Consider the following 26697-nt stretch of genomic DNA (forward strand, 5'->3'; position numbering starts at 1 on the left):
CGACCAAAACAGCTCGACCAAAACAGCTCGACCAAAACAGCTCGACCGACTGATTCGAGACCCGGGGAACCATGGCCTTCAACCTGCGGCACCGCAACTTCCTCAAGGAGCTGGACTTCACCCCGAAGGAGTTCCGCTTCCTGATCGACCTGTCGGCCCAGCTGAAGGCCGCCAAGTACGCGGGCACCGAGCAGCCCCGGCTGCGCGGCAAGAACATCGCACTCATCTTCGAGAAGACCTCGACCCGTACGCGCTGCTCCTTCGAGGTCGCCGCGTACGACCAGGGCGCGAACGTGACCTACCTGGACCCCGGCGGGTCGCAGATCGGCCACAAGGAGTCGATGAAGGACACCGCGCGGGTGCTCGGACGGATGTACGACGGTATCCAGTACCGGGGCAGCGCTCAGGCACTTGTCGAGACCCTGGGCGCGCACGCGGGTGTGCCGGTCTGGAACGGCCTGACCGACGAGTGGCACCCCACGCAGATGCTCGCCGACGTGCTGACGATGCGGGAGCACAGCGACAAGCCGCTGCACGAGATCTCCTTCGCCTACCTCGGCGACGCGCGCTACAACATGGGCAACTCGCTGCTGGTCACCGCGGCGCTCCTGGGCATGGACGTCCGGATGGTCGCGCCCAAGGCCCTGTGGAACGACGACACGATCGTGGCGCAGGCCAAGGACATCGCGGCCACCACCGGTGCGAGGATCCTGCTCACCGAAGACGTCAGCGAAGGCGTCCGGGGCGTCGACTTCCTCTACACGGATGTCTGGGTGTCGATGGGTGAGCCCAAGGAAGTCTGGGCGGAGCGCATCGAGCAGCTGATGCCGTATCAGGTCAACATGGACGTCGTCCGCGCCACCGGCAACCCGGGGGTGCAGTTCCTGCACTGCCTCCCGGCCTTCCACAACCGGGAGACGACAGTGGGCGAACAGATCTTCCAGGAATACGGCACGGATGCCCTCGAAGTGACCGACGAAGTGTTTGAATCGGACTTCTCGCTCGTGTTCGACCAGGCCGAGAACCGGTTGCACACGATCAAGGCGGTCATGGTCGCGACACTCGGCGACTAAGGCACAGCATTCGGCGACCAAGGCGCAGCACTCGGCGACCAAGGCGCAGCACTACAGCGCTGTTGAAAAATCACCACCAGGCGAGACCGGGCCCGGCCGGGCTGTTTTTCGATCAAAGACAGTCCCGGCCGGGCCGTCCCCATTTCTTCGTAGGTAGGGAGACCCCCTTCATGCGTATCGTCATCGCCCTCGGCGGAAACGCCATGCTCAAGCGCGGAGACAAGCCCGACGCCGACATCCAACTCGCCAACATCCGCGCCGCCGTCCGCTCCCTCGCGCCGCTGGCGCGCGAGCACGAGGTCGTCTTCACCCACGGCAACGGCCCACAAGTGGGACTGCTCGCCCTTCAGTCGGCCGCGGACAAGTCGCTGACCGTCCCGTACCCGTTCGACGTCCTCGGCGCCGAGACCCAGGGCATGATCGGCTACTGGCTGCTCCAGTCACTGCAGAACGCCCTGCCAGGGCGTCAAGTGTGCGCGTTGATCAACCAGACGCTGGTCTCCGCGGCCGACCCGGCGTTCGACGACCCCACCAAGTTCGTCGGCCCGGTGTACCACGAAGCCGAAGCCAAGCACCTGGCGGACGAACGCGGTTGGACCGTCAAGGCCGACGGCGAGTACTGGCGGCGGGTCGTCCCTTCACCGCAGCCCCGCCGGGTGATCGAGACCCGGCTGATCCGCAAACTGCTCCAGACCGGCACCATCGCAGTCTGCGCGGGCGGCGGCGGGGTCCCGGTGATCCGTGACGACCTGGGACGACTGGCGGGCGTCGAAGCCGTGGTCGACAAGGACCTGACGGCGGCTCTGCTGGCCGAGGCGCTGGAGGCGGACATCCTCCTGCTGCTCACGGACGTGTCCCGGGTGCAGCTCGGCTTCGGCACGGACGAGGCCCGCGATATCGTCAACGCGACGCCCGCGGAACTGCGTTCGTACGACTTCCCGGCCGGTTCGATGGGTCCCAAGGTCGAGGCGGTGTCCCGCTTCGTCGAGATGACGGGGGACATGGCGGCGATCGGCTCCTTGGAGGACGCGGTCGACATCGTCGCGGGCCTCGCGGGCACGATCGTGACCCCGAGCGGGAAATACCCGGAGACGGGTTCACTGTAGACCTGCGCACAGCGGGGTCCGCCACGCATCGCGTGGCGGACCCCACTGCGTGAACAACCTTGAGAACAAACCGGTTTCGTACGGGTCTACCCCATCGGACAGCCCGGCCGCCCCCCGTGCCGGACGAAATTCGGCCGCAGGTCGGCGTTCTCGTACGTCCGGTGGAACACCCCCGTCGCGGCCCCGGAGATCGGCGGCACGATCCACGACCAGTCGGCCGGCACGGGACGCCCCGCACGGGCCTCCTTCGCCAGGTGCGTCAGGAAGTGCCGGGACTCGTTGTGGTGGTCGGACATCCTCAGCCCGGCCAGGTCGTAGCTGTACAGCACCGCGATGTTCAGCTCGACGAGGGTGCGGTCCCGCCACAGCGAACGGTCGTCCGTCGTGTCCAGACCGATCCGGCGCGCGACGGTGTGCAGCAGGTCGTAGCGCTCGGTGTCGGCGAGGTTGCGGGCCCCGATCTCCGTACCCATGTACCAGCCGTTGAACGGCGCGGCGGGGTAGTGGACCCCGCCGATCTCCAGGCACATGTCTGCGACTGCCGGCACCGCGTACCACCGCAGCCCGAGGTCGGCGAACGACGGGAAGTGCGGGTGCGTGAGCCTGACTTCGCGCACGCTCTCCGGGGGCAGCGAGAACCAGCGAGGAGCCGCCGGGGTGTCCGCCGGGCCGCCGGGGACGATCATCAGCGGCAGCGGGTCGAACGGCGTCCCCATGCCGCCGGGCCAGCCCAGGCCCAGCGCGGCCCCGGTGCGCCCGACCGAGTGCGGATCGCCGAGCACGGTGCTGTCCGTGCGGGTGTAACCGGCGTATTTGACGAGCTGTTCGTTGAGGAACCGGGGGCCGCGGAACCCTGGCCTGTCCGGCGCGAACACGGTGATCACCGGACGGATCCGGCCGTGGTTCGTGGCCTCGTCCAGGTGCGCGACGGACTCGGCGGCAACCGTCTCGGCGGAGCTGACGTGCCGTCGGTCGCGGACCCGCAGACTCTGCCAGTAGAGCCGCCCGATGCACCGCGCGGAGTTGCGCCAGGCCATCCGGGCGCCGTGGGCGAGTTCGGCCTTCGTGTGCTGGTAGGTCCCCGACGTGGATATCTCCGCGAGGACTTCGGCCAGTCGTGCGGACAGCAGGTCGGAGCGGTCCAGCTCGTGGTAGCACTGGTCGAGGAAGTCCGCGGCCTCGGCCGGGTCGACGGCGTCGACGGACTCGGTGACAGCCGACTGGGTGACAGTCGACTCGGTGGCGGCGGACTCGGTGACGACGGTGGAGTCGCGGGCAGGGGCGAGGGCGGGCTGCGTCATAACGCCTCCGGTTGCAAAGAACATGAGGCAACGCCAGGAGCACCGACACTGGTGTCCACCCGTGCCGGGAACGGGGAAAGTGAGCGCGGGACCGGCCGGGGGACGAGCGTGGAGGGGACGCGAAGGTGTCCGGGAATGCGCCCCGGGGGTCCGGGATGAGGGGAAGTCTAACCCTCCGCTTTCAATCCGCATCTATGTGTAGCCAAAATTTGCTGTTCGCGCCCGCAAGTGTCCGTTGTGCGCTAAGCGGTGGCTGCCGATGATGCGTCAGCGGCGGGAAAATATGCCGGAATGTACGTTCCTGCCCCTAGTGTGCGTGCGGCCCCAGTGCGACCATGGGTGATATGGCCGTGTCCGCAATGCCTGCCGCCGACACCCTGACCCGACTACTCCTGGCCGCCCGCGACGCGGACTGGGGCGACTGGTCCGACCAGTCCGTCCGCTCCGCCGCGGCCGTCCTGGGCTGGCGCACGGGCACGCTGTCGTCCGGGACCGCCACCCTCGACCCGGCCGTGCCGGGACTGACAGGGCAGTGGACCCCCGCGTCCGAAACCGACCCCTGTCCGCTGGTCCGGCTGACCGCCACACTCCCGGACCGCGACACCGACCAGTCGCCGAGCCAGCCCGCGTACGGCATGGGCTTCGGCGGCGCCCCGGGCGCCGGCCCGTGGGGCAGCCCGGCGGGCTACGGCTACCGCTACGAACGCGACCGGGGGCGGGAGATCGACGCCGCGCACACCCGCCTGGTCGCCGCACTCACCACCTCGCTCGGCGCCGCGCCGTGGCGCGGCGGCCCCGGCGCGTGGCTGCGCTGGCGCAACCCGCAGCTGACCCTGCGGATCTCCCGTGAACGCGAACCCGGCACCCTCGTCATGGACCTGTTCCCCACCTTCCCCGCGGAACTGCGCGACCAGGACCTCTTCGCCGACGCCGCCGGACTTGCCGGACTCCCGTACCGCTGGTGCGTCAGCCGCCCCGACCTCGCCCTTGCCGAACTCTTCCTGCCGTTCGGCCCGGACCCGGCCGACTGGACCGAGTTCTGCACCGAACTACCCGGCCTGCTCACGGCGTTGCTCACCGAGATGCCACTGGTCGGCTGGGTGGAGCCGGTGCTCCTGGTGATCGGCTCCGTCAGTGGCATGAGTCAGAGCGTCGAACTGAGGATCGGCCAGGACCGCCTGGAACTGGGCGGCGTACCGGGTTCAGGACGCCATGTGTGGCTCCGTCCCGGAGCCGAACACGGGAGGTCCGCCGCAGCACTGATGCTCGACGCCTTCGCGGTGTGGGGCGTCGGCGAGGCCCGCAAACTGCGGTTGCGCTGCTTCACCAGCGGCGGCTACATCGACCTGCCGGGCATCGGGGTGCGCCCGGAGGGGACTCACCCGGACGACCTACAGGGGCGCTGAGGCCGACTGCCGGAAACCCCGCCCGGGGTGCTCCGGCAGCCGGTTCATCCCACCCTCGACGCGGGGCCTGAGCAGGGGAATTCCGTACGGAATCCACACTCGTCAGCCCTGGTGCCACTCCGGCAGTGCGTCCCGGGTGACCGGCTTGGCCGACATCGGCGAGTAGGCGGTCCAGCCGAACGTCCCGGGCCCCCGGCCCGGGCCGTCCGTGTCCTGAGAGTTCGTCAGATCCGAGTTGAAGCCCGTCAGCATGTCCTCCGGCACGCGCCCCGGACGGGGCGTCGGCCGACCGGGGAACGCCAGGTTGACGCACCCGACCCGCACGCCCGCCGTCCCCGCGTGACCGGGGTCCGCGGCGGTGCCGCGCTCGTGGAGGACGATCGACCGCGCGCCCGCGTCCGGGATCCGCCAACCGGACCGGACCGTAGACACCCCCGAACCGTGCCCGTCGGTCGTGACGTCGAGCCAGATCTCGTTGCCGGGGTTCGCGAACGCCGGATCCGTGGACGGCTGCACGGGGTCCGGCAGGTGCTGCAGGTGCGGCCCTGCGCTTTCCGGGTCCGTGCCGCAGCCGTACTGGTGCACATGCGCGCCGTACGTGCGGGCCGGCAGCAGACCGCTCAGCCCCAGGGTGACCCACGTGCCGCCGCTGCTGGTCGCGGCGACCGCCGAAGCGAACGCGGCGGCCGGGACCCGCGCCTGGTCGTACGTCACCGCGTCGGCCGGCACGAACGCGTTCGGCGGGGCGAACTGCGACTGCACACTCACCACCTGCACGTCGTCCGCGCCGTGCCTGGTGTCCGCTGCCGCGGGCGCCGCCGGAAGGGCCAGCGTCCCGGCCGCCGAGAGTGCAACGAGCCATCGGGTGGGTACGGGCACGGGAAGCCTCCGGAGAGCAGGACGGACGGGAGCGGGACTCTGTTGTAGGAGGGATGTGCGGCCGCTGCCAAAATCCTGGCCGCCCGGGTAATCCGTACGAGTGGCAAATGCCGTCGAACGGCCTACCCGGCTGCTAAAATCCAGCCTTCTGCCCGGGGTGCCCGGCGTGAATCCGGCGGTGGTCCTCCGACACCGCATCAGGAGTCCGCCGCGGCGAAACCAAGAGCGACCACGCTCCCCGGCCGGACGCTCCCCGCACGGCCGTGGTGCGTCACGCCCCTGCCGGCTCCGACCAAGAGGCTCAACGCGATGGCACCCGCCTCCGCACGCCCGAAACCGACACCACCGAAACCCGGCTCCCGGACTCCCGCACTGCGCTGCTTCGCCGCGCTCGCCGGAGCTTCGTTCCGCCGCTACTCCACCTACCGGCAGGCCATGGTCGCCGGTGCGTTCACCAACATCCTCTTCGGCGCGATGCTCTGCTACGTCATGATCGCCGTGGCCCGCGCGGGGAACCGGCCCGGCGGCTACGAAGCCGCACAGCTCATCACCTTCGTGTGGGTCGGCCAGGGCCTGCTCAACACCGTGTGGCTGTGGAACTGGACCGAACTGGCCGACCGGGTCCGCACCGGCGACATCACCGCCGACCTGCTGCGCCCGCTGGACCCGCTCATCGCGTACGCCGCCGCCGACGTCGGCCGGTTCGCCTTCGCGGCGCTGACCAGATTCCTCGCCCCGGTGGTCTTCGCTCTGGTGTTCTTCGACCTCTACCTGCCGCGGCACGCCGTCGGCTACCTGCTGTTCGCGGTCTCCGCGGTGCTCGCCACCGCCGTCAGTTTCGGCTGCCGGTACCTCGTCAACCTGGCGGCCTTCCGCATCGTCGACATCCGCGGCCCGCACACGGCGTGGGTCCTGGCCGCCGGTGTGCTGTCCGGCTCCTACTTCCCGCTGCGCTTCCTGCCGGAGTGGGCGCAGTGGGTGTTGTGGTGCGCGACCCCGTTCCCCAGCTTGTTCCAGGTGCCGCTCGACATCCTCGTCGAACGCACGGACTCCCTGACCTCCCTGGCGATGCTGGTGCTGCAAGGGGCCTGGGCCGGAGTCCTGCTGACCCTCTGTGTGGTCGTGCAACGCAAGGCTGTACATCACCTGGTGGTGCAGGGTGGGTAGCGCGACCGTGTACTGGAAACTCCTCGGCGCGCACGTACGCGGCCAGCTCCAGTACCGCGTCTCCTTCTGGACGAACCTGCTGGTCACCAGCTTCGTGTCACTGTTCGAGATCGTCACCGTACTGGCGATGTTCCAGGTCGCCCCGTCCCTCGACGGCTTCCCGGTGCGCGAGGTCGTCCTGATGAGCGCGCTGAGCGGGCTCGGCTTCCAGACCGCTGACATGATCTTCGGTGAGGTCGACCAGTTGAAGGACTACATCCGCACGGGCCGGCTCGACGCGGTCCTCGTGCGCCCGCTGTCGGTCCTCGGGCAACTCCTGGTCGCCGACTTCTCCCTGCGCAAGGCGGGCCGCGTCGTCCAGTCCCTGATTGTGTACGGGACCGCCCTCGTCATCGCCGGGATCGACTGGACGCCGGGCCGCACGGCGCTCGCCCTCACGGCCCCGTTCGCCGGGGCACTGCTCTTCGGCGCGGTGTTCACCGCAGGCCCGTGCGTGGCGTTCTGGTGGGTCGACTCCGGCGAGTCCGCGAACGCCTTCACCTATGGCGGACGGCAGTTCGCCACCTACCCGATCACCGTCTACGAACCGTGGCTGCGCGTGCCCTTTGCCTACGGCTTGGGCCTGGCCTTCACCGGCTACCTGCCGGCCCTCGCCCTGCTCGGCCGCGCCGACCCGCTGGGGGCCCCGGGCTGGCTGGCCTGGTGCGGTCCCGTCGTGGCGGCCGTCGTGTGGGCCCTCGCGCTTCTCTTCTGGCGCACCGGAATCCGGCAGTACAGGAGTACAGGCTCATGAACGTCATCGAGGCGCGCGGACTGCGCAAGGACTTCACCATCACGAAGAAGAAAGGACGCGTACGACGGGAGAAACACACCGTCACCGCCGTGGACGGCATCGACCTGGCAGTCGCCGAGGGGGAGTTGCTCGGCTACATCGGCCCCAACGGGGCGGGCAAGTCGACCACGCTGAAGATGCTGACCGGGGTGCTCAGCCCGTCGTCGGGTCACTTGCGGGTGTGCGGGTTCGAACCCGTACCGCAGCGCCGGAACCTGGCCCGCCGTATCGGCGTGGTCTTCGGCCAGCGGTCCCAGCTGTGGTGGGACCTGCCGCTGGCCGAGTCCTTCCGGCTCCTCAAATACGTGTACGACGTCCCGGCGGGCCAGCACGCCGCCCGGCTCAAGGAGTGCAGGGCACTGCTCGACCTGGACGGCTTCCTGGAGACCCCCGTACGGCAGCTCTCCCTCGGCCAGCGGATGCGCGGCGAGATCACCGCGGCCCTGCTGCACAGTCCGCGGGTGCTGTTCCTCGACGAGCCGACCATCGGGCTCGACGTCGTCAGCAAGCAGTCACTGCGGGCGTTCCTCGCCGGTATGGGGGCGTCCGGGGACGTGACCATCGTGCTGACCACGCACGACCTGGCCGACATCGAGGCGCTGGCGCGGCGTCTGGTGGTCATCGACCACGGGGGTGTCGTGCACGACGGCAGTCTCGCGGAACTGCACGAGCGCTACGGGTCACGGCGCCGGGTGGTGGTGGACCTCGACCGCCCGTACGACGGTGTCGAGATGCCAGGCGTGACGGTCGAACAGTCCGAGGCCGACGGACGGCGGATCACCTTCGCGCTCGACGGCGTCCCGGCGGGGGAACTGATCGCTTCGCTCGCGCGGACGGGCGGCCTGCGCGACATCGCGGTGCGCGAGCCGGACATCGAGGAGGTGGTGGCGCGGCTGTACGCGGGGTGACCGGCACCGTCAGCGTGCGGCCACACCCCAGTTCACGCCCTTGCCCAGCGTGTACGGCTCACCCCACCACTCGGCCCCGACGACCTTCTCCGCGTTCGTCGGGGCCAGTGCCAGCGCGCAGGTCTCGTACGTCTTGCCCGCGGTGAAATCCTTGGGCGCACTGTTGTTGGGGCACTTGTCGAACTTGCTGATGACGGACACCGTCTGGGCTTCGGTGCCGTTGGCCAGCAGGCCCTTGACGAAGCTGGCGGAGGCGTACGACAGGTCCGTCGTACCTGCGTTCGTGACCGCGTACTTGATGTAGTAGGGCACCTTGCCCGTCACCTTGTCGCCCAGCTTGAACGCGTCGAGGTCCGACAGCGTGCCCGCGTCGATCGAGGTGACCTTCAGGCTGATGACCCCGGAAGTGGACCCGCTCGTGAAGTTGACCTTGGCTGCCTGACCGAGGGGGATGGCCTGACCTGCCTTGGCGACGTCGCCCCCGGCGCCGGCGGCCGTGGGCGCGGTGGACGGTGCCGAAGAGGGAGTCGGTCTCCCTTCGGTGCCCCCGTTCGCGGCGGGGGTGGCCGGCGGCGGATTTGACGCTACGGGCGTGGTGGCGGACTTCGACGAGCCGTCGCTGCTGCTGTTGCACCCGGCCAGCGTCAGGGAGCTGACGACGGCCAGACCGGCTATGCCCAAGAGGGACGCGCGGTTTCCGGGGATGAGCTTGCAAGATCCTTACGTTGTAGGTCAGTTGCCCATTCTCCCGGCGCAGCCGTGGCGTGATCAATCATGGGATGCACCGGGTTTCGTCTGTGCGGGGTAAATGTCGACGCTGGACCGGCTGCGGTCTTCCCGTCCGCACGCAGGCGCCGTGGTGCCCGGGCTGAGGCTTCGTGCCTCCCGGTCTGCGGCCCCGTGCCGCGCGGCACGGGGCCGCAACGGTAGTCCGAATCGTTGATATACCACCTGGATTTGAGCCGTCCGGGTGATATCTCATAAAATCATCGGCGTGCCCCGGTATATCCCGCTTTGCGCATCGGACGATAGCTTCCCCGGATGCGCACGAAGGGGAAAAAAGCCTTGAGTAACTCAGATCCAGGCGAAAACAGGACGGAAGCGGCACCAGTCGAAGCCGGTCCCAACGCCGGCGACGCCGCAACGGCCACAGCGGGCACAGCGGGCACCACTCCCGAACACGCGGCGGACAACCGCAACGGCAACAAGGTCGACCCGTTCGTCGCGACCATCGGCTTCGCCGTAGTCCTCGCGGTCGTGCTCTGGGGAGTGTTCGGCAAGGACTCATTGGACACCGCCGGCACCAACGGCCTGTCCTGGGCGATCGACACCTTCGGCTGGCTGTTCATCATCGCCGCCGACATCTTCCTGATCCTGGCCGTCTACCTCGCGGCCAGCCGGTTCGGGAGGATCCGCCTCGGCAAGGACGACGAGACACCGGAGTTCACCACCCTGGCCTGGGTGGCCATGATGTTCAGCGCGGGCATGGGCATCGGCCTGATGTTCTACGCCGTCGCCGAACCCATCCAGCACTTCGCCACCCCGCCGCCCGGCGCCAACGGCGCGCCGATGTCCGACGAAGCCGCCGCCTCGGCCATGCGCTACACCCTGTTCCACTGGACCCTGCACCCCTGGGCGATCTACGCGGTCGCCGGACTCGCCCTCGCGTACGCGACGTTCCGCAAAGGCCGGGGCAACCGCCTCAGTTCCGCCTTCGTCCCGCTCATCGGCCGCAAGCGCGCCGACGGCAACCCGGGCCGGGCGATCGACCTGCTGGCCATCTTCGCCACCGTCTTCGGCTCCGCGACCTCACTCGGCCTGGGCGCCCTGCAGGTGGCCAAGGGCCTCAACCTGACGATGGACGTCACTGACAGCAAGACCGTCGAGGTCGTCATCATCGCCTCGCTGACCGCCGCCTTCGTGGTCTCCGCGTTCAGCGGCATCCACCGCGGCGTCAAGTGGCTGTCCACCGCCAACGTGGTGCTCGCGCTGGTCCTGATGCTCTTCGTCTTCGTGGTCGGGCCGACCGTCTACATCCTCGGGATGATCCCGTCCTCGGTCGGCTCCTACCTGCAGAACTTCCCGTCCATGGCGACCCGTACCGGAGTCTTCGGCGGCCACGACTGGCTGGGCACCTGGACCATCTTCTACTGGGCCTGGTGGCTGTCCTGGGCGCCCTTCGTCGGCACATTCATCGCTCGCATCTCCCGTGGCCGCACCGTCCGGGAGTTCCTCGTCGGCGTCCTCCTCGTCCCGTCGGCCGCCAGCACCGTCTGGTTCGCCGTCATGGGCGGCAGCGCGCTGCGCATCCAGACGGACGGCACCGCCGACCTGGTCGCCAAGACCAAGGAAGGCGCGGAGTCGGCGCTGTTCGCGATGCTGGAGGCGCTCCCGATGTACGGCCTCACCGCCGTCGTCGCGATGCTGCTCGTGGGCCTCTACTTCGTCACCGGCGCCGACTCGGCCTCGCTGGTCCTGGGTTCGCTCACCAGCCACGGTTCACTGCGGCCGAAGTCCTGGGTGGTCGTCACCTGGGGCGTACTGATCGGCGCGGTCGCCGCGGTGCTCCTGCTCGCCGGTGGTCTCAAGGGTCTGCAGCAGGCCACGATCCTGGTCTCGCTCCCGTTCGTCCTGGTGATGCTGGCCCTGTGCTGGTCGTTGGTGAAGGACCTGCGCAGCGACCCGATGGTCGCCCACGCCAGCGCCGGCCGGAAACGCGGCCTGCGCGACGCGGTGCGCGCTGCCGTCGGCGACGAGGAGGACGGGGAGGACGAGCCGTTCCACCGGCACCACGGCGGGCTCTGACGCCGGTTCCGCAACAGCCCGGCCGGTGACCCGCAGAGTTCAGCGGACTGGCCGGCTCGTTCAACCGCCCGGCTCATCGCTCGGCGTATCGATCGGCCCGGCTCATCGGACCGACCCGTTCCTTCAACCGCCCCGGATGAGAACAGTTGTACGGTGGCCCTCCTTGATCACGGTTCACACCGAGGAGGGCCACCGTTGTTGCTGCAGGCGGAACGTGAAGAGCTGTGTGCGTACGGACGGCTCATGGTCGGGACCGGCCTGGTTGTGGGCACGTCAGGGAATCTGAGCGTACGGCGGGGCGACCTGGTGGCCGTGACGCCGTCCGGCGCGCACCTGGAACGGATGGCGCCCGGGGACTGCCCCGTGGTGGACCTCAAAGGTCACTTTGTCGACGGAGGAGGTCAGCCGTCCTCCGAGACTCCGCTGCACCTGACGCTCTACAACTCCACGGACGCCGCCGCTGTCGTGCACACCCACTCGGTGTTCGGCGCGACCGTCGCGACCACGCTGCCTGTGCTCCCGGCGGTCCACTACAACGTGCTGCTGCTCGGCGGGCACGATGTGCGGGTCGCTGAGTACGCGACGTACGGCACTGACGATTTGGCGACAAATGTACGTACGGCGCTGAGCGGTGGCCGGACCGCGGCGCTGATGGCCAACCACGGCGGCGTGACCCTGGGGGCGTCACTCGCCGACGCGTTCGAGAAGTCCCGGGTCCTGGAGTGGCTGTGCGAGGTGTACATCCGGTCCCTCGGTGTCGGCACCCCGCGTATCCTCACGGCGGCGGAACTCGACGCGGTGACTGTACGGATGGCCAACGCGCCGGTGTTCCCGCGCCGCGCCGGGTAGGCGCACCCGCCGCCGCGCCGGTCATGCTCCGAACGTGGTGGATTGATCTCCGTCCACAGCAGTCCGGGCATGATCGACGCACCGGCCCCGTCGAGGGGTCACCCGGGCCGGACAGCCCCCGTAAACGGCATCGAATCCAGCGACACGATCTCCACACGCCTACCCGGCTTCGGCGAGTGGATGATCTGGCCGTTGCCGGTGTAGATCCCCACGTGGCTCAGCCCGGAGTAGAAGAACACCAGGTCACCCGGCTGAAGCTGGGACTTGGACACTTTGGGCCCGGCCCCGTACTGCCCCTGCGAGGTACGCGGCAGGGTGACCCCGGCGGCCCGCCAAGCCGCACTCGTCAAGCCCGAGCAGTCGTAGCCCGACGGGCCGTTTCCACCGGCCGCGTACGGTTTTCCGAGCTGCGAGTAGGCGAACTGCACGGCCTTGCCACCCCGGTCCGCGGCGGACACGGGGACCGGAGGCTTCTGCGCCGGCGGCTTCGCGGCCGGCGGTTCGGGAGCCGTCTTGGGAGCCGGGGGCTTGGGCGCGACCGGGGGCTTGGGCGCGACCGGGGCCTTGCTCTTGGGCGGGGCCGCAGGGGTGTTCCTGGCCGGCGGGGCCTTCACCGGTGTCTTGGTCGCGGTTTTGGCGGGTTCCGGATTCCTGCCCGCCGGAGCTTTGGTGGCGGGGGGAACTACAACCGGGGCTACCGGCGCCGCGGACGCACCGGCTTCCGGCGCTGCGTCCGCTGCGCCGGAAGCCGGTGCGCTGGGCCCCGTGCCGCCCGGCACGGGGCCGGACACCAGCGGCGGCGTCGGCGCCGGGGGTGACGCCGGATCGGACACCGCCGGTGCGGGCGCCGGTGCGGGCACCGCCGGTGCGGGCGCGGCGAAGAGGGCCGGCGGCGGCTCGGCCGCACTGCGGTCACCCCGGTGGGATCCGCCGTCGTCGGTCAGCGCCACCGCAACACCCGCGGACGCGATCAGGACCAGCCCCGCCGCAGCGGCGGTCAGCCGCACGCGACGGGGCGGGAGGCTTCGCAACCTGAGCGTTCTGGAATCCGGGATGAGGCCAGGAAGGAGACTCTCGGAGGAATCCGTGAGCAGCGGAAGTTCCGTGGTCGGATCCTCCAACCGGGGGAGGGCCGCCGTGCAGTCTCCGGCCCCGGGCCGGTGCCCCGCGCTGTCGGCACTCGCCGCTCCTTGCAGTCCGCCGAACTGCCCCTTGTGCCGCTGGTCGGGTTGCCCGTTGTCGGGTTGCCCGTTGTCGGGTTGCCCGTGGTCTGGCTGGGCTCCGGCGTAGCGGTCTTCGTCGTAGCGGTTTTCGTCGTGTGCGGGCATGTGCCGTACCTCCTCGCTCCGTTGGCCCCGGTCCTGCCGGGGCCTGACAGTCGTGACCGGCCCAGTAGAGCGAGAGCACGGGAGTTGTTTCGCCTAAAAGCGGAGCGCTATTAGGAAGGTCACATCCAGTGCTATTCGTCCGGTTTAGCCTGCGGAACGTACGGATCCGGTGTCTTCGAAATCCACGGCTCCGTTGCGCGAACCGGGACGGAGGTGGTGATTCGGCTCCGGAACGGATACGGCAGGGGTCGGCGGAGATCCACAAAAGCCCAGGCGGGAGCGGCTGGTGCGGCGACAGGCGAACGGATTTACCCGCGACCGGCATTGAACAACCGTCAGGTCGGCACGCCTGGTGGATACAAGCCACCCGAGTTTTGGGAACCAACCGTCACGGCTGGTTGAAATGCCGTTTTAGTCCCGCTGTCGGTCCCGCCCTTGGGCCTGCTCCCGGACCTGCTCCCGGACCCGCGCCGCGCCGCCCGGCTCCTCAGCGGTCCAGTGGAGCTGCTTGTGCGCGACGCCCGGTTCCAGGTCCACCAGCCGACGTTCGGCGGCTTCCAGTTCTTCGTGCACAGCGATCAGGAAGCGCACGCCGTTGTCGTCCTGACGCCACAGGTGCCAGTGGGAAGATCCGGTCATGCGTGAACAGCAGCTGCGCAGCATTTACCGAAGCCGGTGGAATTCCGCAACTCCCAGGTGCTTCTTTGTCGCTCGTTCGAGTGATCGGGCCACACGGGCGGTGGTGCGGGGTTTCCATGGACGCATGGCAACGCTCACGGACATACGGACGACCAGTGATCCCACGGCGATGGCGTTCCCCACCGTCCTGCCCGACGCCGGGTCTCCCACCACTGGACCGCCCGGCACGGGGTCGCCGATCCAGGGCAGTGCCCTCGACCGGCTGCTCGCAGAGCGCGGCGCGGCGGCTCACCCCGTCCGGTCTGCGGAGGCCCGGCTTCCGGGGGCCCGGCTTTCGGTGGCACTGCCCCCGTCGGGGGTGCGCCGGACGCTGGGCGCGGGCCCCCGGCCGCCCCAGCTCGAACCGGCCCTCGGCACTGAGGACCAACCGGACCTGCCCCGCCTGCGCCGCTTGATCCGCAGCCTGCCGGACAGCCGGGAGGCCTCGACCAGCACCGCGCGCCGGGTGTACGAAGTCGCGGTGCAGCTCGACTGTTTGTACGAACGCGGACAGCATGACCTGGTCGCAGACCTCGCCGGCTTCGCGCTGCGCTGTCTGGCCACCGACCCCGCACTGATGGTGAACACCGACGACTGGGCGTGGGACGCCGCCGTCGACATCGCCCAGCTCCACACCTCCGCGTGCGCGCTGGTCGGCCGCGCCCCGGAGCCGCTGCCGTACCCGCTGAGTGTCAACGTCTGACGTGGTGGTGCGGCTGTTCTTAAGTACACATGTGCGAACGAACTGAGTATCCGTACGCACGGCGCTGAGCCGTCCGCGGACCAGGCTGACAGCCATGAACGGTCTGTACGCACTCAAGCCCTGGTACGCCGAGCGCCTCGCCGCACCGCGGCACGCGCTCAGCGCCCATCACGTCTCCCCTGACACGCTGACGGTCGCCGGAGTCGCCTGCGCCGCCGGTGCCGCCGCCGCCCTGGTGTGGCTGCCCGCTCCGTGGGCCGCCTGCGCCGTCGCTCCTATGCTCGCCGGGCGGCTGGCCTTCGCCAACCTCGACGGCGCACTCGCCCGCGCGACCGGCCGCACGAGCCGCTGGGGCAGCGTCCTCAACGAACTCGGCGACCGTACGGCCGACTTGATCGTCATCGCTGCGTTCGCCGCACTGGCTCCGCTGTGGCTGGTCATGTCCGCCGCCGCCGCGGCGACCCTGCCCTCGTGGGTCTCCATCGCCGGAGCCGCCGCTGGGACACCGCGGCTCAACGGTGGCCCAGTGGGCAAGACCGAGCGCTGCCTGCTCGCGATCGTGGCCGCCGCCACCGGCTGGGCTGTTCCCGTCCTGTGGGTCGTCGCCGTCGGTTCGGTCCTGACCGCGCTGCTCCGCCTGGTCCGCGTCCAGCGGGAGTGTGCGTCGTGAGCACCGAAGTCATGGACGCGTTGCCACTCCTCGCGGGCCTGCTGGGCGCCGGCGGGCTGGCCGTCGGGGCTTCCCGGCAGAAGGAATTGATCAAGCGGTGGACCACCTGGGTCGCCATCGCGGTGGTGTTCTGCGGCGCATTGGCGGTCGGCCCGGCGGGAGCGGCAGCGCTGGCTGTCCTCCTCGGCATTGTCGCTGGCATCGAGTACGCCCGACTTGTCGGTTTGAACGACCACGACCGTACGGTCCTGGTCCTTGTCGCCGCCGTCCTGCCGGTGGTCGCCTGGCGCTGGCCAGGTCTCCTCGACGCCCGGGTGCTGATCGCCGCGCTGTTCGCACTGGCCGCACTGCCCGCTGTCCTCGACGGCGACAGCAAGCGGGGCGGCCGCAGGGCCGCATACCTCCTCTTCGGTCTTGTCTGGCTGCCAGTCGCGCTGACCGGTCTGGTCCTCGCACCCAGCCCGCTGGCGATCGGAGTCGCGGTCGCCGTCGGCGACGTGGGCGGCTGGTGCGGTGGCAAGTGGCTGGGTCAGCGCGGCCCGCTGGCGCGGAAGCTCTCCGCGCACTCGCCGGACAAGACCTGGGGCGGCGTCGTCGGCGTCGCAACCGGCACCGCGCTGACGCTGACCGCACTGCGCCTGTGCGGACTGGACGTCGGCTGGGAACTCTGGCTCACAGTCACGGCGGGTTGCCTCCTGGGCGACCTGGTCGAGTCGATGCTCAAGCGCGAGGCCCGGGTAAAGGACGCGGGCACCTGGCTGCCGGGTTTCGGCGGCCTGCTCGACCGGATCGACTCCCTTGTCATCGCACTGCTCTTCGCGGGGGTTCTGTCATGAGCACACATCGCACCTTCGTTGATCATGGATGTGCTGCGGAACAGGCAACCGCAGACCGGACACCCGGATCGCAACATCCCCATGATCAACACAGGCTCGAAACCGGTCCGCGCCGCACCGCGGCCAGGCTGCGCAGGAGCCTGTGGCGCGTGGTCTTCAGTGCGGGCGGTGGATTCCGCAGTACCGGCCGACTGCCGGCCGGCGGCTGCGTAGTAGTGGTCAACCACTCGTCCCACGCCGACACCGCCGCGGTGCTCGCCGCACTGGACGCGGACCACGCCCCGCGTGTCGCCGCGGCAGCGGACTACTGGTTCGCGAAGGGCTGGCGCCGCAGCGTCTGCCAGGTGCTCGCTGCGGGATTCCCCGTGCGCCGCACCGGCGGCGGGATGTCCGACTTGGCAGCAGTCGTGCCGATGCTCCGCGCGGGGCACGCCGTAGTCGTCTACCCGGAAGGCACCCGGGGCGGCGGTGGCGCAGTCGCGGAGTTCCGCTCCGGAGCACTCAGGCTCGCGGCGGACGCGGGTGTCCCGGTCGTCCCGGTCGGCATCACGGGCACGGCGCAACTGCTGCCGAAGCACGGGAAGATCACCCCGACCGTGGTCACCGTGCGGATCGGCCGACCGCTGACCGACCCGACCGCAGGCGAGGCACGGGACGCGGTGCAGGCGCTCGTCGGTCCGGCACCGAAGCCCGTTCGCGAGTCACAGCTGCGCAACCGTACGGCTGAATTCTTCGGCTCGTGGCGTGGGCCCGCGCTGGCCGCGTTGTGGGCGGTGGGTGAGGCGGTGTCCTGGCCGCTGATGCCGGAACTCCTGCTCGCCGCAGTCTGCGTGGCCGCGCCCAGAGCTGGATTGCGCCTGGTTCCGTTCATCACCGCGGGCACCATCGCTGGGGGACTGCTGACGATGCAGCTGGTATCCGCCGGCGTCACGCCGCCCGCCCCGTTGACCACGGTGCGCATGCACAGCACGGTGCAACTGCGGATCGGCACTGAAGGCGCGTCGGCGGTGTCCCGGCAGCCGTGGAACGGAGTGCCGTACAAGGTCTACGCGGCGGCCGCCGGGCGTTCTGGAGTCGAACCCGCGCAGTGGGCGTGGGAGACGGCGAAGGCCAGGTCAGTGCGGAACCTGTCGGTGGGACTGCTGTTCGCGGCGCTGGGTGTCGCGGCGGTGCGCCGGCGGCGGCACTACCCGGACTACTTGCTGGTCTTGAGCGGCTGCTTCGCCGTCGGGCTGGCCTTGGTCGTGTCGGCTTGGTCCTGAGCGACACCGTTGCTGCGCCGGAGCGGCAGTTCCTTCAGTGCCAGCGACAGACAGAACCCGAGGACCGCGAACGGCAGAGCCGCGACGAACACCCCGGTGATCGCGTCGGTGAAAGCGTCGAGGACCTGACTCTGAGTGACCGGCGGCAGTGATTCCACCTGCGCGCGGGAGAGCGTCGACGGGTCAGCGCCCAGTGCCGACAGGTGCAGGCCTTCGAGCCGGGCGGTGAGCCGGTGCGTGAAAACCGCGCCGAGGACCGCGACTCCGACCGACGAGCCCAGCGACCGGGAGAAGGAGTTCAGCGCGGTGCCGACGCCCATCTCGCGGGGGTCCACGGAGTTCTGTACGGCCAGTGTGGTGATCGGGCCGATGGTGCCGGTGCCGAGGCCGAGGACGATCAGCCCGGTGAGCAGGTGCGTGTAGGAACTGTCGACGCGCAACTGGGACAGGATCACCAGCCCCGTGCCGATCAGCACGGTGCCCGCGATCGGGAAGCGCTTGTACCTGCCGAGGCGTGACGTCAACCGCCCGCAGACTGTCGAGGCCACCAGCATCGACAGCATCATCGGCGCGAGCAGCAGTCCCGAGACGGTCGGGGACTCGCCCCGGACGACCTGCTCGTACAGCGGCAGGAACGTCGCCATCCCGACCGTCATGCACCCGGCCACGAAGGTGATCGGCACAGCGATGCGGACCACCTGGTTGCGGGAGAACAGGGTGAGCGGCATCAGCGGGTCGGCCGCCCGGCGCTCGGCCAGGATGAAAGCCACGATCAGTACGGCCGCCGCCGCGGCCAGGGCGATGATCGGCGCGGACATCCACGGGAAGGTCGTGCCGCCCCAACTGGTGAACAGGATCAGCGCGGCGGTGCCGGTGGACAGCAGGCCCAGACCCAGCCAGTCCAGCGGTTTGCGGGTGCGCTGCCTGGGCGGGAGCTTCAGCACGATCGACGTCACGACAAGCGCCGCGGCCCCCAGAGGGATGTTGACGTAGAAGACCCAGCGCCAGCTCAGGGTTTCGGTGATGACACCGCCCAGGAGCGGCCCGCTGACCGTGGACAGCGCCACGACCGAGCCGATCAGGCCCTGGTAGCGGCCCCGTTCGGCCGGGGCGACGATGTCGCCGACGATGGCCTGGGCGTTGCTCATCAGCCCGCCCGCGCCGAGGCCCTGGACGACCCGGAACGCGATCAGCATGCCCATCGACTGCGACGTGCCGCACAGCGCGGAGCCCGCGAGGAAGATGACGATCGCGCCTTGGAAAAGCCTCTTGCGGCCCCACAGGTCGCCGAGTTTTCCGTACAGCGGCGTGCTGATCGCCATGGCCAGGGTGTACGCGGTGGTCACCCAGGCGAGGTGGTCGAGTCCGCCGAGGTCCGAGGAGACGGTGGGCAGTGCGGTGGCCACGATCGTCTGGTCGAGCGACGACAGCAGGATGCCGAGCATGAGCCCGGAGAACACGAGCAGGATCTGCCGGTGGGACAGCGTCGGCTGATCTGCTGGGGAGTCTCCTGAGTCATTCACTCAGCAAAAATCTAGCCTTGCTAACTATTCTCGTCAAGGGCCGGGCCGACGGGGCCCGCCGGGCCCTGCCCGCGACAGGTGTGGTCCAGGGAAAACCAAGGTCAAACAATGTCGTACGGGGCCGCGGGCGCCCCTCAGGCGGCTACCGCGGGCTGCCACCCCGCCTGGCGCAGCTGCGCCAGCACACTCTCCAGACCGTCCTCGCGCAGCCGCTCCACCGTGCGCACGCCGTCGATGCGGGTCTTCAAGTCCTGCGGAGTCAGGCCGTGCTGGAGGCAGGACCGCGCGAGCTCGTGCTCCCTGGGCGGGATGCCCGCCGCCAGCCACGCGCCGACCTGCGGCGCGGTCAGGTCCAGCGTCACCCACGCGGTCGCCATCGCGTGCCGCTGCTCCGGGGTGGTCCGCGGGTCGATCTGCTTGATCACCCGGCCGGTGTCCAGGATCCGGCGGGCCCGCAGGTCGTCACCGGGCGAACCCGGAGCAGCCTGCGGCGGTACCGGCTGGCGGGCCGACTGCTGCCCCGCGCGCCCCTGCGCGGGGCGTGGCCGCTGCTGGGGCCGGCCGGACGACTGCGGCCTGGCGGACGACTGGGACGACTGTTGCCGGGGCACCCGCGTGGACTCGACCCGCGGCTGGGGCCTTCGGCCGCCGAGCAGGTTCGCCAGCATCGCGCGCTCGACCTCATCGAATGGGTCCATCCGTCATCACCCTTTCAAGCACGATGCCGTGACGTTTTCTACAGGTGTGACGGTCCGACAGGACGGAGTCCTCGGTCACGGCGTGGAGTTCTCGCGCCGACGAAGCGGGCGCGGACGACTCGGTATTGCCCGTTCGGCCGCGGCCTCACACACCTGAACGAAACTGATTCCCGCGCAGGTCGGATAACACGCCGGGCGTGCGCCGGGACGTCCGTGTCCAAACCGTGTCCGGTCAGGACGAACCGCACGGGTGTGTGCGGCGATCGGGACCCCCGGGACATGGTTACTCTTGGTCACGCTCAACGTGCGTGGTCCGGCTCAGGGGCGGACGTCGCCCGGCGCTGCACTTGTTGGAGGGCTGACGCATCGACACCGTCCAGGACCGGGTCTGCCGGTTCACACTTCCTTCCGTACCGTCGGCGGTCGCCCAGGCCCGCCGTTCGCTCGGTGAGTACATGACGTACTGGGGCCTGCCGCGTGGCCACGACCTCGGCTACACGCTGCGCCTGATCGCCTCGGAGCTGATCACCAACTCCGTGGAGCACGCGGCGGTGCTCTCACCCGAAGTGGCCGTGACCCTTACGGTGCACGAGGGTTACCTGTGGCTGGGGGTGCGCGACCGGCATCCGTACCGCCCGGTCGCACTCCTGGAGCCGGTCGACGAGACGTCGGGGCGCGGTTTGATGATCGTGCGTCAACTAGTCCTCGAATGCGACGGGCACCTGCAGATCGAGGCGCACCCGGACGGCAAGACGCTGTGGGTGGCGCTGCCGTGGCCGGGGCCGTGAGTGAGACTGTGGGTGAGGCCGCGGTCGGGGCCGTGGGCGGGCTGTCGGCCGGTGCTGTGGGCACAGGTGCGAACAGGCCTGCGTGGAGCGCCGTTTCCGCCCCAGGTCGCACCTGACGCAACATCATGCATTACCGTTTGTAAGTGCCCGAACCCGGGCTGAAGCGAATGACCGCGCGTGCTTCAAGGAACGTCACCCGCCGTTGTCGAGCCCGGGAGGTACGTCGCGTACATGTCCTCGTCCACGGAAGTCCCCGAGGCAGTAGAAGACGGTGCAGTAGAAGACGGTGCGGCAGAAGACTGTGTAGCAGAAGGCAGCGCAGCAGAAAGCAGGGCGGCGTACGGCAGTTCGACAGCAGGTGACGCAGTTGGAGACTGTGCTGCTGAAGGCAGTGCTGCCGGAGAGCGCGCAGCGGCAAGGCCGTACGCGAATCCCTTCCTCACGACCGAGCAGGCCCTGGCCTACGCGCCGCCGGTGGTCCCGCACTGGTTCGCGGTCGACCGCGGACGGCTCCGGCACGACGGTGACCTGGACATCCCGGCGACACTCACGGCGCTGGCCGGCCCGGCCGCCGCGGGCCTGGGCGACGCGGTGCCGGTGCCGGTCCCGCCGCGGTTCGCCGGGCGGGTCCGGCGGCTTGCCGCCACCGCGGAGGGAATCCGCCACCTGGGGCCCGCGGGGCCGGGCTGGAGCCCGATCGAAGCGTACGGAAGCCTCTACCGGGGTGCGGCTCCGGTGATCCTCCAGCCGGCCAGGCCGCGCGCGGCGCTGGAGCACGGGCTCGCTGTGCACCGGATGCTCGACGCCGGCTTGAAACAGGCGCTGCACGCCGAACATCCGCGCTTCGACCTCGTCCGCGACCTCGGCGTGCTGACCGTGGACGGACTCAGCACGCTGAACCTCGGACTGCGCGACAACCCCTTCGGCGCGCACGACCGCGTCTGCTGCGTCGCCGGACTGGCCACCGTCAACCCCGGCACGGGGCGGTCCCTGCTCGCCGCGATCGTGGAACGGCCCCACCTGCGGATGGGGGAATCCGTCGCCACGACTACTGAAGAATGGTTTCGCCGCTACCTGGGGTCGGCCGTCGCCCCGATGCTCTGGCTGCACGACGCGTACGGGCTCGCGCTGGCCGCCCGTCTCGACTCCACCCTGGTAGTCCTCGACGCCGACGGACGGCCCATCGGCGGACGCTTCCGCAACACCTCCGACACCCGCATCGCCGGGCACCGCGGCCGGGGGCTGGCCCGCTGGCTGCCAGGGGATCCGGGACCCGGGCTGGTCAGGCCGGACGACGCGGTCCTGGTGTGGGCGGCGGCGGGACTCGGGCGGGGGAACGTGGACGCGCTGATCGACGCGTGCGCGGCGCAGGGACTGTGCGCGGCGGAGCCGCTGACGGATTCCTGGCGTGCGCTGCTGCGGGAGTGCGCGCGTGAACACCCGGGCGGATTGGCGCAGTTGCTGAGTGCTCAACTGCAACGGGCTTGAGGTCCGCGGGGCACCCGGCAATTGTCACAGCGCCCCGGAAACCCCAAGACCGGTACAGCGGGCACCGATGATCCTGGAGTTCCCGGGGCGGCGGGCGCCCCGCGGACTCCAGGATCATTGTGTGGTCAGAGCACTCCTGGGATGCGGCCGTTCCGGAACAGGTCCACGAACAGCGCGTGGTCCGCCCGCGCCCGCGCTGCGTAGGTGTGCGCGAATCCGACCAGCATCGCGTCGAACCCCTCGGGATCCTTTGCGATACTCGCGTTGATCGCGTGCTCGGTGGAGAAGCCCACCAGGTCCTCACCACTGTCGGCGTCAGCCACCGCGTGCATCGTGGCCGTGGCCCGGGCGAGGTATTCCACGACCGTACGGATGTCGTCGACTTCGGTCAGACCCGACCAGTCGAGGTCGTTCGCGTACGGGGACACTTCCGCGACCAGCTGTCCCACACCGTTGATGTCGGTGAAACCCAGCCACGGGTCGGCGTGCGCCTGCAGGGCGCGCTGCGATATGACCGTACGGTGGCCCTCGTGCCTGAAGTACGCCCGTACGTCCGGATCGGTCACATGCCGGCTGGCCGCCGGGGTCTGGCCCTGCTTCATGTAGAGCAGGACGTCGTTCTCCAGTGCCTCGGTGTTGCCTTCGAGGAGCAGGTTGAACGACGGCAGGCCGGCCGAGCCGATGCCCACACCGCGTTTGCCGACGACGTCCTTGACGTCGTACGTCTCAGGCCGCATCCGGGTCGACTCCGGCAGCGTCGCCAGGTAGCGGTTGAACGCTTCGAGCACCGTCTGCCGGGTCTCCTCGTCCAGCGCGAACGCACCCTTGGTCAGGCCGAAACGCCGCTCGTAGCCGTCGATCACCGTCTGCGAGTCGAGCAGCCCCACCCGGGTCTGGAGGCGGGCTTCCTGGAGCACGTCGAGCAGCGGACCCTGCGCCGTGTCCAGCGTCAGCGCCGTCTGCGCACTCGCCGGATCCTCCGTCAGCAGGGCGATCTGGGTCCGGTAGGCGCGCGCGTACGCCGTCACCAGGTCGGAGATCACGTCGTCGCTCAGCGCCTTCGCGTAGCCGATCAGCGCCAGTGACGCCGCGAAGCGCTGCACGTCCCAAGTGAAAGGCCCGACGTAAGCTTCGTCGAAGTCGTTGACGTTGAAGACAAGCCGCCCGTCGGCGTTCATGTACGTGCCGAAGTTCTCCGCGTGCAGGTCACCGTGGATCCAGACGCGGCCGGTGCGCCCGTCGTGGAACGGGTTGGCCCGGCCGTCCAGGTCGGCGTAGAACAGGCAGGCCGTACCCCGGTAGAAGGCGAACGCGTTAGCGGCCATCTTCCGGAACTTGGTCCGGAACGCGGCCGGGTCGCCCGCGATGAGCTCGCCGAACGCGTACTCGAAGACTTCGAGGATGCGCTCGGCGCGGGCCCCGGGGTCGACCGGGCCGTAGCCCTCATTGTTGTCACTCATGGGCGACCGCCTTCCCTGGCTGATTGTTCAGGGGGCAGCATGCCAGGGGAAACGGCCGTCGGTGGCGCGGGGAGGGATCAGGGCTTGCTGGGTGGGCTGGGTGGGCTGGGTGGGCTGGGCGAAGTCGAAGGCAACGGCACGTCGCCGAAGTACGGCGGTGTACCGAAGCCGGTCGCGTCCCGCGTGTACGGGGTCACCGTCCGGGCCGCGTCGGCCAGTGAGTTGTCCATCGTCGTCGGCCAGGAGGTCCTGGTCATGATGGACGCCAGCTCCTCCAGACTCAGACCGGGCACCACCCGGGTCGCCGGACCGGACTTGACGGTCCGGATGTCCGCGGCGTTCGTGGCGGTCATGACCACCCGTACGCCGTCCGGGCGCCGCAGTTCGACCAGGTTCTGCACCAGGTGGTCCGCCTGGGTGTCGGGCGTGCGGCAGACCACGCGCAGCAGTGTGCGTCCGCCCGCGAGTTCTTCGGTCGCGCAGTCCTGCCCCGGGTAGTCGGCGCAGGAGAGCGGGTGGCCCCCGTCGTCCGCACTGTTCGTGGACACGCTGACCTCAAGGTAGGAGGTGCCCGCACTGTCCTTGTACTGGAAGCCGCCGTAGACGGCGAAGAACGGCCACGGCAGGGGAGTGGCCGGGTCTTTTTTGTTCACCAGACTGTCCTCGAACCCGGAGCGGTGGGAGACCTCTCCGGCAAAGGGGATCTGCGGCAGCACTAGTGCCAGGAGTCCCTGGCCGGTGATCCGGGGCCCGACGTCGGCGGGCGGCACCGGTGTGCTGCTGACGACCGGCGCCGGGAAATCCGGTGAACCCGCGGTGACCGTAAGGGAATCCGAAGATTCACCCGGCAGCACGAGCACCCCCACGGAGCCCAGCGCGGCCACGGCGAAGGCCGCGCCCGCGATCTGCATCCGCTGTACAGCCTTCAAACGGCGGCCCCGGGCCAGCCCGGACGCTGCGAGATCCGACGCGCCGGGTGTCCGGACCGCTGCGGCGGACTCGCGCAGCGCCGCGGCGAGCGCGGCCCCGCCGTCCTGTGTGTCAGTCATGAAAGACCAGATCCTTCATCAGATGGAGTGGCAGGAAGGCCTCAGGCGGCGGCGAGGAGGTCGTATTCCGTTCCCAGCACGGTCCGCAGCTTCGCCAGCGCCCGCAGTGACCTGTTGCGCACGGCGCCGCTTGAGATCCCGAGCTGCGCGGCGGTCTGTTCCACGCTCAGGTCCTCCCAGTAACGGAGCACCAGTACGGCCCGGTCCTTCGGTGGAAGGTCGGCCAGGCCGCTCAGCAGCGTCAGCCGTACGGTCGGATCGGTCTCCCGTCCGGCCTGCTCGGGTATGACTTCGTACGGCTGCTCGGCCGAACTGCGTCTGCGGCGGTGCGACAGGTAGCTGTGCACCAGCACCGTGCGGGCGTAGGCGTCCGGATTGTCGGCCTGGGAGACCTTCTTCCAGGACCGGTAGAGCTTGCCCAGGGCCGTCTGCACCAGGTCCTCCGCGAGGTGCCAGTCGCCGCACAGCAGCCAGGCCGTCCGGAACAGCTGGCCGCCGCGGGCGGTGGCGAACTGCAGGAATTCGTCGTCGTCGGTTGCCGCCATAGGCCTTCCTTGGTGCACGGGATACGAGGGCGCGCGTCCTCCCACGTACTGACTCCACAGCTGATGCTCTTGTCACATCCGGGTGGGGATTATCCGGCAACCGGAAGGCTGGTCCGCACGGTCCCGCCGTACGCTGTGTTTGATCGCACAACCCTCGGACGGGAGTCACCGTGAGCGCGGCACAGCAGAACACCAACCAGGATCTGGACCGGTGTTGTGAGAAGACCCGGACCTGGGTCAACGAGGCCATCCGCCGGGTCGTCGCGGACGCCAACCGGTCCGCGGACACCCACCTCCTGGTTTATCCGCTGCCCGAGGAGTGGGGCATCGACCTCTACCTCAAGGACGAGTCGACGCACCCGACCGGCAGCCTGAAGCACCGCCTCGCGCGCTCGCTGTTCCTGTACGCGCTGTGCAACGGCTGGATCACCGAGGGAACCACGGTCATCGAGGCCTCCTCCGGCTCCACCGCTGTGTCCGAGGCCTACTTCGCGCGCATGCTCGGTCTGCCGTTCATCGCGGTGATGGCCAAGTCGACCAGTCCCGAGAAGATCGAGCAGATCCAGTTCTACGGCGGCGAGTGCCACCTGGTCGACGATCCGTCGACCGTGTACGACGAGTCCCGCCGCCTCGCGTCGGAGACCCGCGGGCACTACATGGACCAGTTCACGTACGCCGAGCGGGCCACCGACTGGCGCGGCAACAACAACATCGCCGAATCGGTGTTCGGGCAGATGGAGAAGGAGCGCCATCCCATCCCCGAGTGGATCGTGGTCGGCGCGGGCACCGGCGGGACCTCGGCGACCATCGGCCGCTACGTGCGCTACCAGCAGTACGACACCCGGCTGTGTGTGGTCGACCCGGAGAACTCGGCGTTCTTCCCCGGCTGGGAGAAGCACGACCCGCAGTTCACCACCGGTGTCGGCTCCAAGATCGAAGGCATCGGCCGTCCCCGGGTCGAGCCCAGTTTCATCCCGCAGACCGTCGACCGCATGATCCAGGTGCCCGACCCGGCGTCCGTCGCGGCGATGCGGCACCTGCGCGGGCTCACCGGGTTCAAGGCCGGCGGCTCGACCGGCACCAACCTGTGGGGGGCCTTCCGGCTGATCGCCGAGATGCGCGCCCAGGGCCGCAAGGGCTCGGTCGTCACCCTGCTGTGCGACGGCGCGGAGCGCTACGCGCACTCCTACTACTCCGACGAATGGGTCGCGGCGCAGGGCTGGGACACGGCTCCGTACACGGCCGTGCTTGAGCACTTCCACAGGACGGGTGAGTGGCCCGAAGACTGAGCGGGAGAGCGGGCGCAGGTGAGTGGCCCGGAAGCTGGGCGCGGGGTCGGCCGG

The 26697-nt window shown here is 69.6% G+C and carries 25 protein-coding genes; 15 read left to right on the plus strand and 10 right to left on the minus strand.

Going from position 1 to position 26697, the window contains the following annotated elements; genetic code table 11:
- Positions 1-71: 71 nt before the first annotated feature.
- Both argF and arcC read left to right on the plus strand, forming a co-directional pair.
- Positions 72-1073 (plus strand): ornithine carbamoyltransferase, encoded by a 1002-nt coding sequence (gene argF / locus AC0Z36_RS14535; RefSeq protein WP_485463268.1) that lies wholly within the window; start codon positions 72-74, stop codon positions 1071-1073.
- 170 nt (positions 1074-1243) lie between these two features.
- Positions 1244-2179 carry a carbamate kinase gene (gene arcC, locus AC0Z36_RS14540; RefSeq protein WP_485463269.1) on the plus strand — a complete coding sequence of 312 codons (936 nt, stop codon included), beginning with the start codon at positions 1244-1246 and terminating at the stop codon, positions 2177-2179.
- Positions 2180-2265: 86 nt separating this feature from the next.
- On the opposite strand, the gene AC0Z36_RS14545 is transcribed toward arcC, so the two are convergent.
- Positions 2266-3480 (minus strand): nitric oxide synthase oxygenase, encoded by a 1215-nt coding sequence (locus tag AC0Z36_RS14545; protein ID WP_485463270.1) that lies wholly within the window; start codon positions 3478-3480, stop codon positions 2266-2268.
- A gap of 344 nt (positions 3481-3824) precedes the next feature.
- Between AC0Z36_RS14545 and AC0Z36_RS14550 the strand changes: the two genes are divergently transcribed.
- Positions 3825-4886, plus strand: coding sequence for a hypothetical protein (locus AC0Z36_RS14550; protein WP_485463271.1), 1062 nt, complete (start codon positions 3825-3827; stop codon positions 4884-4886).
- Between the two features lie 102 nt (positions 4887-4988).
- Here the strand turns inward: AC0Z36_RS14550 and AC0Z36_RS14555 are convergent, their stop codons facing one another.
- Positions 4989-5765, minus strand: coding sequence for a superoxide dismutase family protein (locus tag AC0Z36_RS14555; protein ID WP_485463272.1), 777 nt, complete (start codon positions 5763-5765; stop codon positions 4989-4991).
- 309 nt (positions 5766-6074) lie between these two features.
- Here AC0Z36_RS14555 and AC0Z36_RS14560 point away from each other — a divergent pair, with 309 nt between their 5' ends.
- The 3 genes from AC0Z36_RS14560 to AC0Z36_RS14570 are packed head-to-tail and all read left to right on the plus strand — an operon-like array spanning position 6075 to position 8672.
- A complete protein-coding gene (locus AC0Z36_RS14560) occupies positions 6075-6932 on the plus strand; it encodes an ABC transporter permease (RefSeq protein WP_485463273.1) in 858 nt (285 codons plus the stop codon).
- The gene (locus tag AC0Z36_RS14565; protein WP_485463274.1) at positions 6925-7725 is read left to right on the plus strand and encodes an ABC transporter permease; all 801 of its coding nucleotides are present in this window, start codon (positions 6925-6927) and stop codon (positions 7723-7725) included. The genes AC0Z36_RS14560 and AC0Z36_RS14565 overlap by 8 nt, the downstream gene beginning before the upstream one ends.
- Positions 7722-8672, plus strand: a complete 951-nt coding sequence (locus AC0Z36_RS14570) for an ABC transporter ATP-binding protein (protein ID WP_485463275.1) — start codon at positions 7722-7724, stop codon at positions 8670-8672. Before AC0Z36_RS14565 ends, AC0Z36_RS14570 begins: the two co-directional genes overlap by 4 nt.
- A gap of 9 nt (positions 8673-8681) precedes the next feature.
- On the opposite strand, the gene AC0Z36_RS14575 is transcribed toward AC0Z36_RS14570, so the two are convergent.
- The gene (locus AC0Z36_RS14575) at positions 8682-9353 is read right to left on the minus strand and encodes a hypothetical protein (RefSeq protein WP_485463276.1); all 672 of its coding nucleotides are present in this window, start codon (positions 9351-9353) and stop codon (positions 8682-8684) included.
- A 384-nt stretch (positions 9354-9737) separates the two neighbouring features.
- Here AC0Z36_RS14575 and AC0Z36_RS14580 point away from each other — a divergent pair, with 384 nt between their 5' ends.
- Entirely contained in the window at positions 9738-11477 is a 1740-nt protein-coding gene (locus AC0Z36_RS14580; RefSeq protein ID WP_485463277.1) for a BCCT family transporter, read from the plus strand.
- Positions 11478-11672: 195 nt separating this feature from the next.
- On the plus strand, positions 11673-12326 hold the full coding sequence (locus tag AC0Z36_RS14585; RefSeq protein WP_485463278.1) for a class II aldolase/adducin family protein: 654 nt from the start codon (positions 11673-11675) through the stop codon (positions 12324-12326).
- Positions 12327-12424: 98 nt separating this feature from the next.
- On the opposite strand, the gene AC0Z36_RS14590 is transcribed toward AC0Z36_RS14585, so the two are convergent.
- The gene (locus tag AC0Z36_RS14590; RefSeq protein ID WP_485463279.1) at positions 12425-13654 is read right to left on the minus strand and encodes a C40 family peptidase; all 1230 of its coding nucleotides are present in this window, start codon (positions 13652-13654) and stop codon (positions 12425-12427) included.
- Between the two features lie 411 nt (positions 13655-14065).
- Complete coding sequence (locus tag AC0Z36_RS14595) at positions 14066-14293, minus strand: hypothetical protein (RefSeq protein ID WP_485463280.1); 228 nt, start codon at positions 14291-14293, stop codon at positions 14066-14068.
- Between the two features lie 124 nt (positions 14294-14417).
- Here AC0Z36_RS14595 and AC0Z36_RS14600 point away from each other — a divergent pair, with 124 nt between their 5' ends.
- From AC0Z36_RS14600 to AC0Z36_RS14615, 4 genes are all read left to right on the plus strand, one after another.
- On the plus strand, positions 14418-15035 hold the full coding sequence (locus AC0Z36_RS14600) for a hypothetical protein (RefSeq protein ID WP_485463281.1): 618 nt from the start codon (positions 14418-14420) through the stop codon (positions 15033-15035).
- Positions 15036-15129: 94 nt separating this feature from the next.
- Complete coding sequence (locus AC0Z36_RS14605) at positions 15130-15705, plus strand: CDP-alcohol phosphatidyltransferase family protein (protein WP_485463282.1); 576 nt, start codon at positions 15130-15132, stop codon at positions 15703-15705.
- Positions 15702-16541 carry a phosphatidate cytidylyltransferase gene (locus AC0Z36_RS14610; RefSeq protein ID WP_485463283.1) on the plus strand — a complete coding sequence of 280 codons (840 nt, stop codon included), beginning with the start codon at positions 15702-15704 and terminating at the stop codon, positions 16539-16541. Before AC0Z36_RS14605 ends, AC0Z36_RS14610 begins: the two co-directional genes overlap by 4 nt.
- 149 nt (positions 16542-16690) lie before the next feature.
- Positions 16691-17803, plus strand: coding sequence for a lysophospholipid acyltransferase family protein (locus tag AC0Z36_RS14615; protein WP_485463284.1), 1113 nt, complete (start codon positions 16691-16693; stop codon positions 17801-17803).
- Here AC0Z36_RS14615 and AC0Z36_RS14620 read toward each other — a convergent pair.
- Positions 17737-19326, minus strand: coding sequence for an MDR family MFS transporter (locus AC0Z36_RS14620; protein WP_485463285.1), 1590 nt, complete (start codon positions 19324-19326; stop codon positions 17737-17739). The genes AC0Z36_RS14615 and AC0Z36_RS14620 overlap by 67 nt on opposite strands.
- A gap of 134 nt (positions 19327-19460) precedes the next feature.
- The gene (locus AC0Z36_RS14625) at positions 19461-20024 is read right to left on the minus strand and encodes a hypothetical protein (protein ID WP_485463286.1); all 564 of its coding nucleotides are present in this window, start codon (positions 20022-20024) and stop codon (positions 19461-19463) included.
- A gap of 365 nt (positions 20025-20389) precedes the next feature.
- Between AC0Z36_RS14625 and AC0Z36_RS14630 the strand changes: the two genes are divergently transcribed.
- Positions 20390-20812: an ATP-binding protein gene (locus tag AC0Z36_RS14630; RefSeq protein ID WP_485463309.1), complete on the plus strand. Its 423-nt coding sequence runs from the start codon at positions 20390-20392 to the stop codon at positions 20810-20812.
- Positions 20813-21043: 231 nt separating this feature from the next.
- Entirely contained in the window at positions 21044-22300 is a 1257-nt protein-coding gene (locus AC0Z36_RS14635; RefSeq protein ID WP_485463287.1) for an IucA/IucC family C-terminal-domain containing protein, read from the plus strand.
- 125 nt (positions 22301-22425) lie between these two features.
- On the opposite strand, the gene AC0Z36_RS14640 is transcribed toward AC0Z36_RS14635, so the two are convergent.
- From AC0Z36_RS14640 to AC0Z36_RS14650, 3 genes are all read right to left on the minus strand, one after another.
- Positions 22426-23760, minus strand: a complete 1335-nt coding sequence (locus AC0Z36_RS14640) for a DUF2252 domain-containing protein (RefSeq protein ID WP_485463288.1) — start codon at positions 23758-23760, stop codon at positions 22426-22428.
- Between the two features lie 77 nt (positions 23761-23837).
- On the minus strand, positions 23838-24809 hold the full coding sequence (locus tag AC0Z36_RS14645; RefSeq protein WP_485463289.1) for a hypothetical protein: 972 nt from the start codon (positions 24807-24809) through the stop codon (positions 23838-23840).
- A 41-nt stretch (positions 24810-24850) separates the two neighbouring features.
- Entirely contained in the window at positions 24851-25354 is a 504-nt protein-coding gene (locus tag AC0Z36_RS14650) for a SigE family RNA polymerase sigma factor (RefSeq protein ID WP_485463290.1), read from the minus strand.
- A 170-nt stretch (positions 25355-25524) separates the two neighbouring features.
- Between AC0Z36_RS14650 and cds1 the strand changes: the two genes are divergently transcribed.
- Positions 25525-26643, plus strand: a complete 1119-nt coding sequence (gene cds1 / locus AC0Z36_RS14655) for an L-cysteine desulfhydrase Cds1 (RefSeq protein ID WP_485463291.1) — start codon at positions 25525-25527, stop codon at positions 26641-26643.
- The last annotated feature ends 54 nt before the right edge of the window (positions 26644-26697 follow it).

This window comes from Kitasatospora sp. UYEF31, assembly GCF_057291755.1.

Coding starts and splice junctions, on each gene's coding strand:
- AC0Z36_RS14560 (WP_485463273.1), top strand. CDS start 6,075: ATGGCACCCGCCTCCGCACGCCCGAAACCGACACCACCGAAACCCGGC.
- AC0Z36_RS14645 (WP_485463289.1), bottom strand. CDS start 24,809: ATGACTGACACACAGGACGGCGGGGCCGCGCTCGCCGCGGCGCTGCGC.
- AC0Z36_RS14595 (WP_485463280.1), bottom strand. CDS start 14,293: ATGACCGGATCTTCCCACTGGCACCTGTGGCGTCAGGACGACAACGGC.
- AC0Z36_RS14545 (WP_485463270.1), bottom strand. CDS start 3,480: ATGACGCAGCCCGCCCTCGCCCCTGCCCGCGACTCCACCGTCGTCACC.
- AC0Z36_RS14550 (WP_485463271.1), top strand. CDS start 3,825: ATGGCCGTGTCCGCAATGCCTGCCGCCGACACCCTGACCCGACTACTC.
- AC0Z36_RS14635 (WP_485463287.1), top strand. CDS start 21,044: ATGTCCTCGTCCACGGAAGTCCCCGAGGCAGTAGAAGACGGTGCAGTA.
- AC0Z36_RS14590 (WP_485463279.1), bottom strand. CDS start 13,654: ATGCCCGCACACGACGAAAACCGCTACGACGAAGACCGCTACGCCGGA.
- AC0Z36_RS14640 (WP_485463288.1), bottom strand. CDS start 23,760: ATGAGTGACAACAATGAGGGCTACGGCCCGGTCGACCCCGGGGCCCGC.
- AC0Z36_RS14605 (WP_485463282.1), top strand. CDS start 15,130: ATGAACGGTCTGTACGCACTCAAGCCCTGGTACGCCGAGCGCCTCGCC.
- AC0Z36_RS14600 (WP_485463281.1), top strand. CDS start 14,418: ATGGCAACGCTCACGGACATACGGACGACCAGTGATCCCACGGCGATG.
- AC0Z36_RS14625 (WP_485463286.1), bottom strand. CDS start 20,024: ATGGACCCATTCGATGAGGTCGAGCGCGCGATGCTGGCGAACCTGCTC.
- AC0Z36_RS14570 (WP_485463275.1), top strand. CDS start 7,722: ATGAACGTCATCGAGGCGCGCGGACTGCGCAAGGACTTCACCATCACG.
- arcC (WP_485463269.1), top strand. CDS start 1,244: ATGCGTATCGTCATCGCCCTCGGCGGAAACGCCATGCTCAAGCGCGGA.
- AC0Z36_RS14650 (WP_485463290.1), bottom strand. CDS start 25,354: ATGGCGGCAACCGACGACGACGAATTCCTGCAGTTCGCCACCGCCCGC.
- argF (WP_485463268.1), top strand. CDS start 72: ATGGCCTTCAACCTGCGGCACCGCAACTTCCTCAAGGAGCTGGACTTC.